The organism is Cyclobacterium sp. SYSU L10401 (assembly GCF_010993705.1).
Classification (GTDB): domain Bacteria; phylum Bacteroidota; class Bacteroidia; order Cytophagales; family Cyclobacteriaceae; genus Cyclobacterium.
Genome location: NZ_WOFO01000001.1, coordinates 778064 through 794912, shown reverse-complemented (window position 1 = coordinate 794912; position 16849 = coordinate 778064). Strand labels below are relative to the sequence as shown.

Here is a 16849-nt window from a genome sequence, read left to right as displayed (position 1 = left end):
AAGCTAAACAATTATTTTTTAAAACATTAATCCATCAAAGGAACCGCAAATTACTTAATTATCAGAACAATAAGAACTTTGCATAATAATTTTAATTTCATTTACTATACTTTGGTAATGGTAAGGAGTAAATTGATTTTTCAAATCCTACGGGTTTACTACCTAAATAACCCATACCCCATTTACACCAATACTTTCTACTTTTACTTCCATAAATCGACCAACCACAGCAAACATCGAACCAAATACAAATAAGTGCCTTGAAAAAAAGGAAACCAGACAACAGGTATCGGTTTTTTTTGAATAGCCAAAGTACAGGCTATCAAGAATCAATAAGCCTTGTGATTCTTGGTCACTAAAGAAATAGCTGTTTCAATCACAATTTTAATATCAAAAATCAGACACCATTTTTTTACATAAAAGAAATCCAATCTGAACCTGGAATAAAGCTCTTGAAATGAGGAAATCTCTCCCCTATACCCTTTGCTCTGTGCCAGTCCGGTGATTCCGGGCTTTACCTGATGCCGTTGCATGAAATTTTCAATTTCCTTGGCAAACTCCAGGTTCATAGGTACCGCATGTGGTCTGGGCCCGACAATGGACATCTCGCCCAGAATCACATTAAAAACCTGAGGCAACTCATCCAGACTTGTTTTCCTCAAGAACTTGCCAATTTTAGTGATCCTTGCATCACCTTGAGTAGCTTGCCTGGTATCTGCTTCATTGTTTTTGACCATAGTCCTGAATTTGTAGCAATAAAATTTCTTATTACCCCTTCCGTGACGTAACTGCTTAAAAAATACCGGGCCTTTCGAATCCCGTTTAATCAGTATCGCAATCACAGGAAATAACCAGGAAATTACAAAGACAAGTGTGAAAAGAGAAATGACCAGGTCAAAAGTCCTCTTCATTATTCTCTTCTTAAAATTATCTTTTTGCTGATACAAAAAGACGACCTTGGTTGGCTGCTGCTGTTTAACAAAATTTCTCCCTTTCAGGGACTGGCCAAGCTTTTGACCTATCAAAACATCTTCCATCTCTAACAATCTTTACATTCAACTTCAAAACCAAACTACCTGTTTAAAAAACATTTTTATATATCTGAAATACATTTTTACAAATATATAATTACTTTTAGCAGCATACAAGCGATTGCAGAAATAAATTTAATTAAAAACCGTTTTTTTGTATTTAAAATTCGTTTTTATAGTTTTAAAAATTGGTTTTAAGATAGGTATTTTCAATTTATAATCGAAAAAATGGCATTTAAAGCCATTTATCCCCATCCCGAACATTCTGTTCTGATACTTGAGCAAAAGTCATCGGTCTCGGGATAACTGAAAATCGAAGGTCAAAAAAGGAGCCTTAGCCGAAAAGAGATACCCTTGATCAATAAGCTTTCCCGTTTTTAAAAAGTAGGGTAAGAAGGGTCCAAAAAACAATTTTGAAATCTAAAACCAAACACCATTTCCTAATATAGAAATGATCCAGCTTTACCCTGCCATAAATATCATAAAAATCCAGCACCTCTCCTCTAAAGCCTTTCGATTGAGCGAGACCTGTAATTCCGGGTTTTACCGCATGACGGAACATATAATTATCGATTTCATTGGAAAAGAGGTGGTTCATGGGTACCGCATGTGGCCTGGGACCAATAAGAGACATCTCCCCCAAGAACACATTAACGAACTGTGGAATTTCATCTATGCTCGATTTTCTTAAAAACCTTCCCACCCGGGTTACCCTAAGGTCATCCCTGCTGGCCTGCAAAAGGTCTGACTCGGTATTCACTCTCATTGTCCTGAATTTGTAGCACCAAAAGGTACTATTACCTTTTCCATGTCTCAATTGCTTAAAAAGAATGGGACCTTTTGAGTCAAAACGAATCATTAATGCAATGATTGGGAATGCCCAGGACATGATGAATAGCAAAAAGAAAACCGAAACCACCAAATCCAAAAATCTCTTAACCAGTAACTTATGAGAATCTGTTAAATAAACAACTCCTTCAGGGGTAATGTAACCGCTAAGCCTTTTGGAAAAAAAATCAGGCTCCTTTTCCTTACGTAAAAACTTTTCCATTGTTGCAACAGGTAACCCCTAATAAAAACTATAAATCGTTTTATTGTATTTAAAATACATTTTAACAAATATATTTAGCTGTTGCGACATTAGCAAATAATCGGGGTTAAAATCTCAGCTGGAAGGACTTTAAAAATATTAAAAGATTATTTAAAATCAATATTAGTAGTATTTATCTAAAAAATAAAAAATAAATTAAATTTTATCCATAAATTATTAAATAAAGAGAGAGGCATGCGGCTGATTTTATTGATAGGCTTTTACAGTTTGAATAAAAAGTCTGACTTTTTCAGGGTCAGTATCCGGGTAGACACCATGGCCCAAATTGGCAATATGCCTGGCTCCTTTAAACTGATCTAACATGCGCTGTGTCTGGGTCACCAACACTTCATCTGAAGCATACAAAACTGCAGGATCTAAATTTCCTTGTATGGCTTTTCTTCCTCCGGAAAGTTTACAGATTTCTTCAACATTCATGTTCCAGTCCAAACCGACCGTATCACAAGGGAGTTGCAGAATTTCCGGCATCGCAAAAAAAGCTCCTTTGGCAAATACCGTCACAGGGACCTCTGTAACAGCTTCACAAATCTTCTCTATGTATTTTAATGAGAATTCCCTGTAATGGTAAGGTGGTAAAATACCCGCCCAACTATCAAATACCTGAATAACATTAGCTCCTGCCTCCACCTGGGCCTTGACATATTTAATTGTGGTCTTGGTGATCATATCTAACAACTGATGGGCCAATTCAGGATTTTGGTACAACATCGCCCTTGCCTTGGAAAAGGTTTTACTTCCCGATCCCTCCACCATATAAGCAAAAATGGTCCAGGGAGCACCTGCAAACCCAATCAAGGGAACCCTTCCGTTAAGTCCCTTTTTAGCAATGCGAATGGCCTCCAGGACATAATGTAGATCTGTCTTAGGATCAGCAATCCTCAATTTTTTTATATCCGCAGCACTCTTTATAGTATCAGGAAACCATGGCCCCCTTTTCTCTATCATTTGGTAAGGTAAGCCCATGGCTTCGGGTACCACCAAAATATCAGAAAAAATTATGGCCGCATCAACCCCCAAAAGGTCCACCGGCTGTATGGTCACCTCTGCTGCCAATTCAGGCGTCTTTGCCAATTCTATGAAGCCGCTCACACTATTGCGAACCGCCCGGTATTCTGGCAAAATCCTTCCGGCTTGTCTCATTAACCACACCGGCGTGCGCTCTGCCTTTTCTCCGCTGATAACCTTTAAGAGGATGTCATTTTTTATTTGCATGCTGCAAATATAGCCTAAGATATTTCAAAAAAGAAGGCGGCCTTAAAATGAAAAAAGTGCTTTTTTGAAATAAAAAAGCACTTTGAATCCAAAAAACTACTCACTCAGTACATTATTTGAAATCCATCTGTACGATATCTTTTTCCTCTTTGCCTATCAATTCCATAACTGCATCAAAATCACTGAAATCCATCCTTGCGTTTTCTTCTACAAAAAAGCCAGGTAACAGTACGATTCGGATTCTCTGATTATCTGTCCATTCCGGATCTAATTGAGTCAGGTCAAAATTCCCTTGCATAAACACATTGAAAAAAGTAGTCGTATATTGGTAATTATACGTCAGTATGGCTCCTTCATCAAAAAAAACGTTTTGTGGAAGCTGCCTCCATACGGAGCTGCCCTCAGCCTGAGCCCATTCCAGGAAAACCAGTAGATTGTCACCACGCTCAATTTCAAATTGTGAACCAATGGCAAAATCATTTTCTTCTGAAAAGGTCACCTGACCCTCAAAAACCAAATTCAACACTTCTATACCATCTTCACCATCCTCACCATCTACTCCATCCAGGCCAGGAGGGCCCTGTGGTCCTTCGGGACCTTCACATGCTGGTAATGCCAACACGCATACAAACGCTAATAAGTATAAAATCTTTTTCATAAATTTTGGTTTACCTGAATTATATAATGCTTTATTTGAAAGATAAAGGGTAATTTTTGTTTATCCAACAACATACAAAAAAAACAGCTTACCCTTAGGATAAACTGTCTCAGCGAATTATTGTTGAATCATACGGCTTTTTTTTAATTCAGGGAAATACGCTGTATGTCCGATTCTTCGATTTTCAACATCTCCAGCACTCCCCGATGATCGGAAAAATCCAGCCTCAGGTCAATCCTGTCGGCAGGAATGATCAGCACCCGGAAAATTTGATTATCCGTCAAAGCAGGTTCCAAATTGTTTAAATCAAAATCCCCATTTAAGAAGATGGTATAGTCAAAATAAGTGAAATCAAAATCATAGGTGAAAATACCCTGCTCATGAAAGACTATCTGTGGAATTAACCTCCAGATATCGGTACCCTCCTGGTCCGTACCATCCAAGCGATAAATCAAAACTTTATCTGATTCTAGGATATCGAAGCCATATTCTCCCCTAAGTCGAAAATCACTTCCAGGAACAAAATCGCCAACAATTTCAAAAACTTCACCTACAATATTGACCCCATCCAAGCCATCAGAACCTGGAGGGCCCTGTGGTCCTACGGGACCTTCACAACTCCAGAATAATAGAGCGGCCAAAAAGAACAAACTCAGGTTAAAACGCTTCATCAGTTTTACTTTTTCCATAGTATCATAAAATTATTTAAAACCTTAAAATTATTCTCTAAAATCATACCAATAGCTTACAACAAGAAAAATTACACCTTTTTACAAGGGTAGCAACGCTTGGTTGAAAAGTAAACCGTCCATTGAGAACACCAAAATTCGCCTACCGATTGGTTTAATCCACTATGGGGGCCAGTACCTCTACCTTATCCCTTGAAATGATTTTATCAATATAGACCCCCTGGGGATCTACCTGCTCCCTCCTGGCAAAATCAACCATTTGTTGTTTTGTTTTTCCAGCTCCTGGCATAACCAATTGGTGCATTTCTATAGAAGCTTTAATTGCCCTACGGCATTCAAAAGTCTTTTCAATCCATCCTTCAGAAAGGATTTTACCTGTATTTCCCCTTTCCAAACCTACGAAGACATGCAGGGTATCACGCTTTCCAGATGGCTCTTTATAGTAAATGGTATACAAAGGGTTTTCATTTCTTTCCGCTTCTACTTTTTGAAATGTCAAACCAAGTTCTTCATCCTGCGGAGTGCCACGGTATTCCAAACCTATTAGCTCAATATCCCTACAGTCAATCAGCTCCATACGAACCTCATTAAGCCCTCCCATGTAAACGTATATTCCGAACAAAGTAAGGAAAAAAACTATGGCTACAGGAAGAACTTTCTTTTTATCCATCATGATTAGAATCTATACCGGGCACCAATGGCACCCTGAACTTTTAAATGCCCTATCCGGTTCATCAACTCCATAAATAACCCCAATTCAGAAAAAAGGACCACAGGTAAATCCTCAAATAAATAAGATGCACCCACAAAACCTTCCGGACCAAAATCAATATCAGACCTTTCAGACAAATTGGCTGAGGCATTTTCTCCCCCATTAGGCGTATGGTAAAAGTAGCTGACGGCTACATTTCTCAGCTGAACCCCAAAACCTGCAAAACCCTTTAAATTACCGGCTGCTATATCAAATTCTCCATTTAGCGACTCTTCATATGCCAGCCTGGCCTGCAGGGAAAAGGCTCCTGAAACTTGCTGCCCGTAATAGATTGCTGAACTCAAGGGTTTATTCTGATCAAATGTCCTCCTGTAATACTGGCTACTGTTTGGACTGCCCCTTCCAAGGATGACCTCAGCAGCATAATGTTCATTTAAATCGGTCTTTAGCGAAAGCCCATACGGGTCTCCCAACCTCAGTCCTACCTGATGTTGCTGTGCGAAACCATTGATGCCAGCAAACATCAAAACCACAATAAAAATATGTTTCATAACTGATACCAATCGGATTAACCAAGTTTAACTGTCCTTCCAACGAAGCACCTGAGAGAGATGTTACAGGGTTTTTACAAAACTTTTCACAGCCACAACACACTGGTCAAAAAATCAGCTAATTACCATTGTTTTAAGTTGCATTTGATGTAGCTGGGCATAAAAACCATCTAACTTCAGCAATTGATCGTGCGTTCCTTCCTCTACGATTTCCCCTTTGTTTAAAACAATTATCTTTTTGGCTTTTTGAATGGTGGAAAGTCTGTGAGCAATTATGATGGAAGTCCTTCCTTGCATCATTTTCTCAATAGCACCCTGAATCAATTCCTCTGTTTCGGTATCTACTGATGAAGTCGCCTCATCCAAAATGATAATCTCAGGATCATAAACCATGGCTCTGACAAAAGAAATAAGTTGTCTTTGGCCCACTGACAGGGTACCACCCCGCTCTTTTACGTCATAATCCAAGCCTCCGGGAAGCCTTTCAATAAACTTCCTTGCCCCAACCAAATCTGCTGCATACAAGACCTGCTCTTTGGAAATATCGGGATTGCCAAGCGTGATATTTTGAAAAATAGTATCCGAAAAAAGAAATACATCCTGCAATACTACACCCACATGTTTCCTTAATTTTGAGAGCTCAAATGAAGAGATTGGCTCGCCATCTATTTTAATTTGTCCTTTATTGATATCATAAAAGCGGCTGATCAGGTTAATCGTGGACGATTTTCCCGCACCTGTAGCGCCCACCAAAGCGATGGTTTCTCCATGACGAACATTGAAACTGATGTCCTTGAGTACCCAATCTTCCTTTTCATAGGCAAACCAGACTTTTTCGAAAGCTATATTTCCCTTGATTTTTTCAGGAGCATGACTGCCTTCATTGGGTATCTGCTCGTTATTCTCAAGGATCGAAAAAATCCTGGATGAACTTACCACCCCCATCTGTAAAGTATTGAATCTATCAGCTATCATGCGTATAGGGCGGAAAAACAACTGCAAGTACATGATGAAAGAAATCAATACACCAACCTTCAATTGCATATCAAAAACACCGGTGGCACCATACCAAACTACCAAACCTATGCCTATGGCCTGAATGATTTCTGCCACCGGATAGTAAATAGAATAATACAAAACCGATTTCAGGTGAGCCCGCCGGTGTTCCTTATTAATGGCTTTGAATTTTTCGTACTCCCGGTCCTCCCTGTTAAAAACCTGGATTATATTCATCCCGGTAATGTGTTCCTGCAAAAAAGAATTCAAATTGGAAACGGCATTTCTCACATCATTAAAAGAAACTTTTACTTTTTCTTTAAATACATAAGTAGATATAATCAGCAAGGGCAAGGTGCATAAACTGACCAAAGTAAGCTTCCAGTCCACGTAAAACATGACTGCTAAAATAGAAACCAACTGCAAAAGATCCCCGATAATCTCTGCAAGTCCCTGACTAAATACGTCGGATAGGGTTTCCACATCTGAGATGTTCCGGGTTACCAGCCGGCCTATAGGCGTATTGTCAAAATATTTCAGTCGCATCTTAAGCAGGTGCCTGTAAAGCTTGATACGGATATCCCTGATAATCACCTGCCCAATCCATCCGGACAAATAAGTATGTCCAAATTGCACCAAGGCGTGCAAAACCAAAAGCCCTACTAAAAAGTACATCATCGTCATGAGTCCATCTGCATCACCTAAAGCCACATAGTCGTCTATAGCGATTTGGATCAAAAGAGGTCTTGAAGGAGCCAAGACAGCCAACAACAGGGTAAGCACAACTAAAAAATAAAACCGTTGTTTATAAGGGTGAACAAATTGATACAGTTTTTTTAAAACCTTGGTATCAATAATGTCTCCACTTTTTACATTTTCTTTTTCCAGTCCCAATGTACTATGATTTAGGTAAAAATATTTTCAGGATAGCTGACCTCAGTCAGATAAAGCCCATGTGCAGGCGCAGCAATTCCAGCCTTTGTTCTGTCTTTGCTTGCTATAATTGCAGCAAAATCTCCCTTGTCCAATTGCCCCCTTCCCACTTGAATCAAAGTCCCCACTATGGCTCTAACCATCCCGCGCAGAAACCTGTTGGCCTTGATATGAAATATCAATCCATGGCTGCTTTGTTCCCAAAAGGCATTTTTTATTTCGCAATCAAAACCCTTAACGTCCGTCTTTGTTTTACTGAAACATTCAAAGTCCTGTTTACCCAAAAGTATTTGTGAGACGGTTTGCATGGCTAAAACATCCAGTTCATAATAACAATGCCAGGCTTTTCCAGCCTGGAACGGGTCTTTTCTAAAGGTGATGTGGTATTCATACCTCCTCCATTTAGCATCAAACCTTGCGTGGGCATTTGGAAGTGCAGGTAAAACATCAAATACAGCTATATCTCCAGGCAATAAACCATTAATTCGTTTTAAAAATTCCCCTTTCTCAATTTCTCCCCCAAAATCAAAATGGGCAAATTGCTGTTTCGCATGTACTCCGGCATCTGTCCTCCCACTTCCCATTATACCCACAGTTTCCCTAAGCAGGGTGGATAGGGAAATTTGCAGTTTCTCCTGAACTGAAACAGCATTTTTCTGCATTTGCCAACCATGGTAGTTAGCTCCATTATAGGCAAGTTCAATAAAATAGCGATTGGTTTCATTCATTTCAAATGCAAAGTTAAAAATATACCCCTATATCAGGTCGGAATTTGGGTATTCCTTGCGAAAATTCAAATAACCCGTTTTCTTTGTTAAAAGATTAATAAAATGATTCAAAGAATCCAGTCCCTATTTCTTCTTCTTGTGGCCATTGCCATGATCACCGCAGTATTTACTCCAATCTGGCTGCAGGTAAATGCCATGCAAAACCAAACCATGGAAATGACGGCATGGTACATCACCATCCGGGAACTTCCCCAGGAAAACATCCTTTCACAAACCGGCAACATGTATATTGGCAGCATGGCTTTATTAGCGGCAGCCCTTGCTGTTTTCAGTATGCTGCAGTTTAAAAACAGGAAAAAACAATTGATGCTAAACATGATCAACGCCTTGCTGATGGGCTTGAATTTAGGCCTCGTGGTATATACCAGCTACCAGGCCAACCAGGAATTTAATCCTTCAGTAAGTGGTGCTTTTGTTTTGGGTTTTTATGCCATAGCATTTGCCCTGGTAATGAATTTATTTGCCAACCGTTTCATTAGAAAAGATGAAATGCTCATCCGGTCGGTGGACAGGATCCGGTAAGGCAGGCCATCCTGACAGGATGCCAAAGTAAAGAAATGTCGAGTAATAAAAGGTGGGGCCACAGGACATCAAGGTAACCCTATCGTCACACAGTGGGATGCCCCGATAGCCCCGATAACTATCGGGGTGATCATGAGGGTCTCCCAATTAAAGATTGGGGCAAGTTGTGGCAACGCAAAAACAATTAATCACATGAAATCGACACGATTAAAATCATCATTAATCACACAGGGCAATGATTATTTTAATCGTCAAAGATTCCATCTGACCATTAAAAATCAAATTATAAACAGATGAAACCTGAAACCATAGCTATTCATGGGGGCAACATCGTCAATGATCCGCTAAAACCGGTCATTCAACCCATCACCCTTTCAACCACTTTTGGTCACCAGGAGGGCTCAATGGTTTACAGCCGTTTGGAGAACCCAAACCGCAGGTCTCTGGAAACCGTGCTGGCTGCTTTGGAAAACGGCACCGATGCTGCGGCTTTTTCCTCCGGAAATGCAGCAGCCAATGCGGTATTTCAGGCATTACCTGCTGGTGCCCATATGATCGCACCGGATGACATGTACCACGGATTAAAAAACCTGTTGCTGACAGTTTTCGATCAAAAAATTGCGGTAGACTTTATCGATCTCACCAAACCAGAAATACTTTCAAAAACCATCCGAGACACCACCCAATTACTTTGGATGGAAACCCCTTCCAATCCACTTTTGAAAATCTCAGATATCCGGCTTTTATCAAGGATGGCCAAAGAAAAGGGCATCAGAACGGTGGTAGACAGTACCTTTGCCAGCCCTGTTTTTCAACAGCCCCTTACCTTAGGTGCTGATTTGGTCATGCACAGCAATACGAAATACATTGGTGGGCACAGCGATATCATTGGAGGGGTATTGGTTACAAAGGAAAAAGATGACTTTTGGGAACAGATCAGAAATGTACAAACTCTGGCCGGAGCAGTACCTTCCCCCTTTGATACCTATTTTTTAACCAGAAGCATCAAGACTTTGCCCTATCGCATGAAAGCCCATGCTGCCAATGCGGGAAAAATCGCCGTCTTTTTGAATCAACATCATGCCGTCGAAAAGGTATTCTACCCTGGCTTACCGGTACATGAAGGGCATGAGATCGCCAAATCCCAAATGAATGATTTTGGAGGGATGTTATCTTTTGTGATCAAGGGTGATGTTGCCGCTGCAGATACGCTGATAGCCAGGTTGAAATATTTTACCAATGCTACAAGCCTGGGTGGGGTAGAAAGCTTGATTGAAAGAAGATCCAGGGTTCAGGGGGTAACACCTGGGATCCCGGAGCAGCTCATCAGGGTGTCAGTTGGAATAGAAAATATTGAAGATTTACTGGAGGACCTGGAGCAGGCCTTGCCTCCTACTCATTGATCCATTTTGACCAATTCCTTTCCGGATTTTTGGGAAGTATCCTTGCTTTCTGTCACTTTGGTTTGGGTATCGGCTTTTGCAAGGGAGGCGTTGGGATTGGTTTTCTTGGGTTTGGAAAGGGTCACTTCCATGTCCGCTCCTGATTCGATTTCTATTTTTCCTGAATAGACATTCCCCCTCATTTTCGCTTCAGCGGTAAACCTGGCCAGGTCTTGAACAAAAATATCTCCCAAAACCTCGCCCATTACACAGATTTCTGAAGCAATAATATTTCCGGTGATCTTTCCCGAAACACCGATGATTACCTTTTTCCCGGTAGTTACATCACCGACAATTTCTCCTTCAATCCGGATATCACTACTTGCCTCTACATTGCCTTTGATATTTAATCCTGGTGCAAAAACTGAAGTTGCGCTAGCCATTTCCATTTCTTCCTGAATTTTTCGTTCCTTAGTCCACATAAATTCAACTGCTCATTTTAAACTTTTAAACCAATAGATAAATCCCATATTATCAGCTATAAACGACCAGAAGGCCAAACAAATATAGGCAAATAAGCAATAAATTCCTTAACATCTGAACCCAAATGAACGTGAGAAGCAATTAACCTGCCCAACCTTCCCTGTCCAGACTCCGGTACTGAATGGCTTCGGCCAAATGCTCTACCCTGATTTCCTCTGCCCCTGACAGGTCTGCGATTGTTCTGGATACCTTTAATATCCGGTCATAGGCCCTGGCAGAAAGGCCTAACCGCTCCATTGCCGTTTTCAATAGGGTTTTACCAGCCTGATTGATTTTACAAATTTCCTTTACCATGTGAGAAGGCATCATCGCATTGCAATGCACCTCCGGACTTTCTTCAAACCTCGAATGCTGTTGCTCTCTCGCCATGGAGACCCTCTCTCTGATGGATTTACTGGACTCTGATTTGGCTTCAGAAGTCATCTCATCAAAATTTACAGGCGTGACTTCCACATGTAAATCTATCCTGTCCAGAAGTGGGCCACTTACCTTATTGAGGTATTTCTGAACGACACCCGGCCCGCACACACATTCTTTTTCCGGGTGGTTGTAAAACCCGCAAGGACAGGGATTCATACTGGCGATCAACATGAAATTGGCAGGGAAATCAACAGATATTTTGGCCCTTGAAATGGTTACTTTTCGCTCCTCAAGTGGCTGCCGCATGACTTCCAATACTGTGCGTTTAAATTCTGGCAACTCATCCAAAAAAAGGACCCCATTATGGGAAAGAGATATTTCACCTGGCTGGGGATTTCCCCCTCCACCTACCAGGGCTACATCGCTAATGGTATGATGTGGGGAGCGAAAGGGACGCTGAGCTACCAGAGAGGATTCAGGCCCTAATTTTCCGGCCACAGAATGTATTTTGGTCGTCTCCAGGGCTTCCTGAAGGCTCAGGGGTGGTAAAATAGAGGGCAACCTTTTGGCCAACATGGTTTTACCTGCCCCTGGAGGACCAATCATGATGACATTATGCCCTCCTGCCGCAGCTATTTCCATGGCTCGTTTGATGTTTTCCTGACCCTGCACATCGGCAAAATCAAAGGCATAATCCTCCATGGAATGATAAAAAATATTCCTGGTATCCGTCACCAGGGGCGGAATATCTTCCTTCCCTTCCAGAAAATGAATGGCTTCCTGCAGGGTTTCTACGCCAATAATATCTAGCTTATTGACAATCGAGGCCTCCCTGGCATTTTCTTTGGGCAAAATGAACCCCTTGAAACCCCGCTTCCTGGCTTCAATAGCAATGGGCAAAACCCCTTTTATGGAGCGTAACTTACCATCAAGGGACAACTCACCCATGATTACATAGTCGGCTAATTCCGGAAAAAAAGCTTGCTCGGATGCCTGCAAGATACCCATGGCTATGGGCAAATCGTAAGAAGATCCTTCTTTTCTGATATCTGCGGGGGCCAAATTGATGACCACCTTCTGCCGGGGCATGCGGTAACCATAAAATTTTAGGGAGGATTCAACCCTCTGCTGGCTCTCTTTAACCGCACTATCTGGCAATCCCACCATATAAAAACTGGTCCCCTGACCTACATTCACCTCAATGGTGATCAGGTTTGCATCCACTCCGGACACTGCACTTCCAAAAGTCTTGGCTACCATAGATAAGGCTTCAAATGAAAATCACAATTAGGCCCCCATGTAAATTTTTCTATTTAAAATTCTCGCGGGGTTTGATGGATGAGGAATCCTTTTCTTCGGGCTGCGACTCAATTTTCTTATCCAACTGACCCATCTTTACACCTCTTTCCAGGTCAAATACCATGGCTTTCAACTCCTTCTTCTCCAATTCCAATTTCCTGATCCTACTATTCAGACTACTGGTATGTCCCCATCCGGTTCCCCAGGTAATCAGGTAAACAACCAATCCTGCCAACAGCCAGGACACTACTTCACCTGCCTGCGGACTACCACTCCACATCCTTTCATAAGTCAGAAAATAAACAAGGCCCAAGGCAAAGAACAAAGCGGTTAAAAGTTGAAATATGCTGTTTACTTTTTTCATAAAACATTTGATTAGGGTTTCTAAACACAATATACTAAACAGACTGCATTTGGGAAAGTTTATTGTATAATCCATTTTTCAGAATCAATTCCTCATGTGTGCCCCTTTCCACTATACGGCCCCCATCAATAACCAAGATTTCATCTGCATGCTGAATTGTGCTTAGCCTATGAGCAATCACCAATGACGTCCTGTTTGCCATTAAATTAGCCAGCGCCTCCTGCACCAATCGCTCAGAAGCGGTATCCAAAGCCGATGTGGCCTCATCCAATATCAAAACATCAGGGTTTTTTAATACCGCCCTGGCAATACTCAATCGTTGTCGCTGACCTCCTGAGAGTTTGGTTCCCCGTTCCCCTATGCTGGTCTGATATCCCTGCTCAAGCTCCATTATAAATTCATGGGCATTGGCAATCCTTGCCGCTTTCTCCACATTTTCCTGAGCAATTCCCTGCATGCCAAAGGCAATATTATTAAACACCGTATCATTAAACAAAATGGATTCCTGAGTAACAATCCCCATGATCCGGCGTATGTCATTAATTTTCAAGGTTTTTATATCAATCCCATCAATTTTGATCCTGCCTGCAGAAGGGTCATAAAACCGGGGCAATAAATCGGCTAAGGTCGATTTCCCCCCGCCTGAAGGACCTACCAGGGCAATGGTCTTTCCCTTCTTTAGTTCAAAACTGATGTCCTTCAAAACAAAAGTCTCCTGATAGGCAAAACCAACATTTTCAAAAACTACTGCTTCTGAAAACCCATCCAGACCTTTGGCATCAGGTGCATCCTCAATCTTTGGCCGGGCGTCTACCACTCCGAATATCCTCCTGGCGGAAGCCAAACCACGCTGAATACTGCTCAACGCTCTTGATATTTCCTTGGCCGGGTTCAAAACCTGGGTAAATAAAATAATGTAAGCGATGAATTCACTGGCACTGAGTGAAGAAGTGTTGTTTAAAACCAGGTTACCTCCATACAACAGGATTCCGGCCACCACGGAAACACCCAGGAACTGGCTGATGGGTGAGGCCAGTTCGTATTTTCTGGCCATGGCTACATTTACCCTGGCATAATGATCTGTTTCGGATTCAAATTTATCCTGTACAAATTGCCTGGCACCAAAGGCCTTTACTACCCTCATCCCTCCAATGGTTTCATCCAGGATATTGACTATCCTCCCCAATGACTCCTGACTTTGCTTAGCGGTTTTCTTCAACCGCCTGGTCACATATCCGATCACTGCACCGGAAACCGGGATCAGCAATATAGTAAAAAGGGTAAGCTGCACAGACATAAAAAAAAGCACTGCAAAATAAAGGATGACGGTAACCGGTTCTTTAAACACTACCCGCAATGATTGAACAATGCTGTTTTCTACTTCCTGAATATCATTGGTCATTTTTGAAATCAAATCTCCTTTTCTTTCATCTGAAAAGTATCCCAGGTGCATGTTACTGACAGCACGGAAGATATGGACACGCATGCCCTGTATGATGTCTGCCCTTACCTTAGCCAGGACTACTCCCGAGAGGTACGCAAAGAGATTACTTAAAAAAACTGAAATGACAATGATGATACAAACATAAACCAGGGTACCAAATTTTCCATACAGGGTGGCTATTTCCAGGAAATAATGGTTAAACAGGTGCATGAAATACTGCAGGGAAAAGGAAAACTCCGGTTTGGTGCTGTATGCCTGTAATTCTTCAGGTCCCACCTGCTCAAATATCACATCAAAAAGTGGCTTCAACAGGGTGAAGTTCAGTAGCCCGAAAACTATGGCTAAAAGGGCATACAAGATATAAATCAGAAAATACCGCCTGTAGGGACGGGCATAGGCAAGTATTCGCAAATAGGTGTTCATACGTTCTCATCTCATGTACGGGCGCAATTTACAATTTTTTAAGGGTATTGGGTCTTGCTTTTGGATCGGTAGTCAAAAATGAGGATCAAACCTACCCATATTCAATCGCAAGGCCAATTGACCAAAAGCAGTATCTTGAATGGGATTTACGCCACCATTACTTTTTCTCAGGGTATGGGAAAAATCCAAAAATAAATTGTGTCGCAGCATGTAATCTGCCTGAATTGTAAACATCAGGTTTTCCTGCTTCAGCCCCTGCCCGATAAAATTACCAAAAAGGGCCGTGCTGGTTTCAAGCCTGCTTTTGAGGATGTCTCCCCCATAATTAGCCGACTCATCGGGATCCTCTCCCTTCATTTGATAAAGAAAAATTCCTTTCAACCTGAATTTAGGAAGGGGCTGGTAAGTAACGCTTCCCATAAACTCCCTGAAATTTGCCCCCAGGGGATGTGTGAGGGGGATGCGGTAGTTGGTGTAGGATTGGTAGGCAAACTTTTCCTGGTAGGTAAAGGGCCTGGCATGGTTGTATTCTACCTGTACATCCAGGTTATTGATGCCTGCCACTTCTACATACTTATAGCCAAGTTGAAAGCCATGTTTGTTCCGACTCGATCCCTTACCGGAAATTCCGAAAAACTCATTGAACACAAACTCATCCAGCACAAACTGACCATAAACCTGCATCCCATTGCCCGGATGCCATTTAAAGTCGGTTCCCAGCATGACTTTGTCCGGCGTACCCAACTGGTGTTCTACCCAGCGGTAAAAAATCACGGGATTGAGGTAGTTCCAATCCATTTGACTGGCCATCACAGATTCAAATACACCCAGATTGAATCGATTGCCTAAATTTATGCCCAGCCGATGAAAAGAAAACCATTTTTGGGGATACCTGCCGTCCGTAGGAAAGCCCCTGTCAGTGATAATATCCGCAGTCATCTGCCCCCATAGATTGGTAAAATTGATTTTACCGATATGGGTATTCAATTTTAAAAAAACAAATGGGTTGGAGAAATCAGAGAGCACGAAGGAACGAAAACCCTCTCCTATAAAATGGCTGTCATGCCCAAAAATGACCTGTATATGTTCCGTAGCGTTAAAATTCAGGTGTCCCCTGGCAGAAAAAAAACTGTAGCCCTGCTCCCCATATCTCTTCCAAAAGCCCTGACCAGGTATAGCCCCCTGGTGGTTAACATACCTTTTGATCCATGACGGAAAAACCAAATCCGTAGTAGTCAATAGGGTATAAAAGCCGATTTTCCGGTCTATGCTTCCCCTTACTGACAGTCCCCGGGTGTTTCTGAAACGGAGATTTTCTTCACCTGACTCCACTCCTCCCATTAAATACAAAACCGGGTTGACATGTACATCCAGGGAACGATCTCTATGGTAGTAAAAATCAGCGGGTCTTTGGTAAAAATGCTTTCCGACAGTATTTCGGGAAAAGGGAAGTGTATCCGAAACATATTCCCAGCTATCCTGAAGCAGGAAGTTCAGGTTAAAATCATCCACCTCAGAAAGACCTGTATAGGATGCTTTATAATTTTCCAAAAAACCAACCAGCTCATCCCTGCTATAGGGTTTGTGACCGGAATGAAAGGCATCTGTGAAAAACCCCTGTTTGATTTCGTACCTTTCAATCAACTGATAATAATCCCTGTCAAAGGGAACAAATGGGCTTTGTGCCAGCGAAAAGGTGATGTTAATTGCTGTCAATAAAATAAAGAAAAAAAATAATCTCATATAAATAACTGGTAATGTAACGCTAATTGTTACGGTGGATCTCCTTGAAGGAAATACCTGTTTCATAGCAACTTGACCTAAAAGACCA

General features: G+C 41.6%; 16 protein-coding genes. 2 read left to right on the top strand and 14 right to left on the bottom strand.

Features of this window, described 5'->3' with window-relative positions; translation table 11 throughout:
• Window positions 1–329: 329 nt before the first annotated feature.
• From GL182_RS03335 to truA, 9 genes are all read right to left on the bottom strand, one after another.
• The gene (locus GL182_RS03335; protein ID WP_240469550.1) at window positions 330–911 is read right to left on the bottom strand and encodes a sugar transferase; all 582 of its coding nucleotides are present in this window, start codon (window positions 909–911) and stop codon (window positions 330–332) included.
• Window positions 912–1389: 478 nt separating this feature from the next.
• Window positions 1390–2082, bottom strand: a complete 693-nt coding sequence (locus GL182_RS03330) for a sugar transferase (protein WP_163378126.1) — start codon at window positions 2080–2082, stop codon at window positions 1390–1392.
• 246 nt (window positions 2083–2328) lie between these two features.
• The gene (hemE, locus tag GL182_RS03325) at window positions 2329–3354 is read right to left on the bottom strand and encodes a uroporphyrinogen decarboxylase (protein WP_163378125.1); all 1026 of its coding nucleotides are present in this window, start codon (window positions 3352–3354) and stop codon (window positions 2329–2331) included.
• A 112-nt stretch (window positions 3355–3466) separates the two neighbouring features.
• On the bottom strand, window positions 3467–4012 hold the full coding sequence (locus GL182_RS03320; protein WP_163378124.1) for a hypothetical protein: 546 nt from the start codon (window positions 4010–4012) through the stop codon (window positions 3467–3469).
• Between the two features lie 143 nt (window positions 4013–4155).
• Window positions 4156–4701: a hypothetical protein gene (locus GL182_RS03315; RefSeq protein WP_163378123.1), complete on the bottom strand. Its 546-nt coding sequence runs from the start codon at window positions 4699–4701 to the stop codon at window positions 4156–4158.
• Between the two features lie 154 nt (window positions 4702–4855).
• A complete protein-coding gene (locus tag GL182_RS03310; protein WP_163378122.1) occupies window positions 4856–5374 on the bottom strand; it encodes a hypothetical protein in 519 nt (172 codons plus the stop codon).
• A 2-nt stretch (window positions 5375–5376) separates the two neighbouring features.
• Window positions 5377–5964 (bottom strand): hypothetical protein, encoded by a 588-nt coding sequence (locus tag GL182_RS03305; protein WP_240469547.1) that lies wholly within the window; start codon window positions 5962–5964, stop codon window positions 5377–5379.
• Window positions 5965–6078: 114 nt separating this feature from the next.
• Window positions 6079–7854 (bottom strand): ABC transporter ATP-binding protein, encoded by a 1776-nt coding sequence (locus tag GL182_RS03300; protein WP_163378120.1) that lies wholly within the window; start codon window positions 7852–7854, stop codon window positions 6079–6081.
• Window positions 7855–7865: 11 nt separating this feature from the next.
• Entirely contained in the window at window positions 7866–8621 is a 756-nt protein-coding gene (gene truA, locus GL182_RS03295; protein ID WP_163378119.1) for a tRNA pseudouridine(38-40) synthase TruA, read from the bottom strand.
• A 102-nt stretch (window positions 8622–8723) separates the two neighbouring features.
• Between truA and GL182_RS03290 the strand changes: the two genes are divergently transcribed.
• Window positions 8724–9203 (top strand): DUF4293 domain-containing protein, encoded by a 480-nt coding sequence (locus GL182_RS03290; protein ID WP_163378118.1) that lies wholly within the window; start codon window positions 8724–8726, stop codon window positions 9201–9203.
• Window positions 9204–9496: 293 nt separating this feature from the next.
• Window positions 9497–10606 (top strand): trans-sulfuration enzyme family protein, encoded by a 1110-nt coding sequence (locus tag GL182_RS03285; RefSeq protein WP_163378117.1) that lies wholly within the window; start codon window positions 9497–9499, stop codon window positions 10604–10606.
• Here the strand turns inward: GL182_RS03285 and GL182_RS03280 are convergent.
• The 5 genes from GL182_RS03280 to GL182_RS03260 form a co-directional block, all read right to left on the bottom strand.
• Complete coding sequence (locus GL182_RS03280) at window positions 10600–11067, bottom strand: polymer-forming cytoskeletal protein (RefSeq protein WP_163378116.1); 468 nt, start codon at window positions 11065–11067, stop codon at window positions 10600–10602. The genes GL182_RS03285 and GL182_RS03280 overlap by 7 nt on opposite strands.
• A 142-nt stretch (window positions 11068–11209) precedes the next feature.
• A complete protein-coding gene (locus tag GL182_RS03275; protein ID WP_163378115.1) occupies window positions 11210–12748 on the bottom strand; it encodes a YifB family Mg chelatase-like AAA ATPase in 1539 nt (512 codons plus the stop codon).
• A gap of 49 nt (window positions 12749–12797) precedes the next feature.
• Window positions 12798–13151 carry a hypothetical protein gene (locus GL182_RS03270; protein ID WP_163378114.1) on the bottom strand — a complete coding sequence of 118 codons (354 nt, stop codon included), beginning with the start codon at window positions 13149–13151 and terminating at the stop codon, window positions 12798–12800.
• Window positions 13152–13185: 34 nt separating this feature from the next.
• Window positions 13186–15018, bottom strand: coding sequence for an ABC transporter ATP-binding protein (locus tag GL182_RS03265; RefSeq protein WP_163378113.1), 1833 nt, complete (start codon window positions 15016–15018; stop codon window positions 13186–13188).
• 72 nt (window positions 15019–15090) lie between these two features.
• Window positions 15091–16761 carry a hypothetical protein gene (locus GL182_RS03260; RefSeq protein WP_163378112.1) on the bottom strand — a complete coding sequence of 557 codons (1671 nt, stop codon included), beginning with the start codon at window positions 16759–16761 and terminating at the stop codon, window positions 15091–15093.
• Window positions 16762–16849 lie beyond the last annotated feature (88 nt).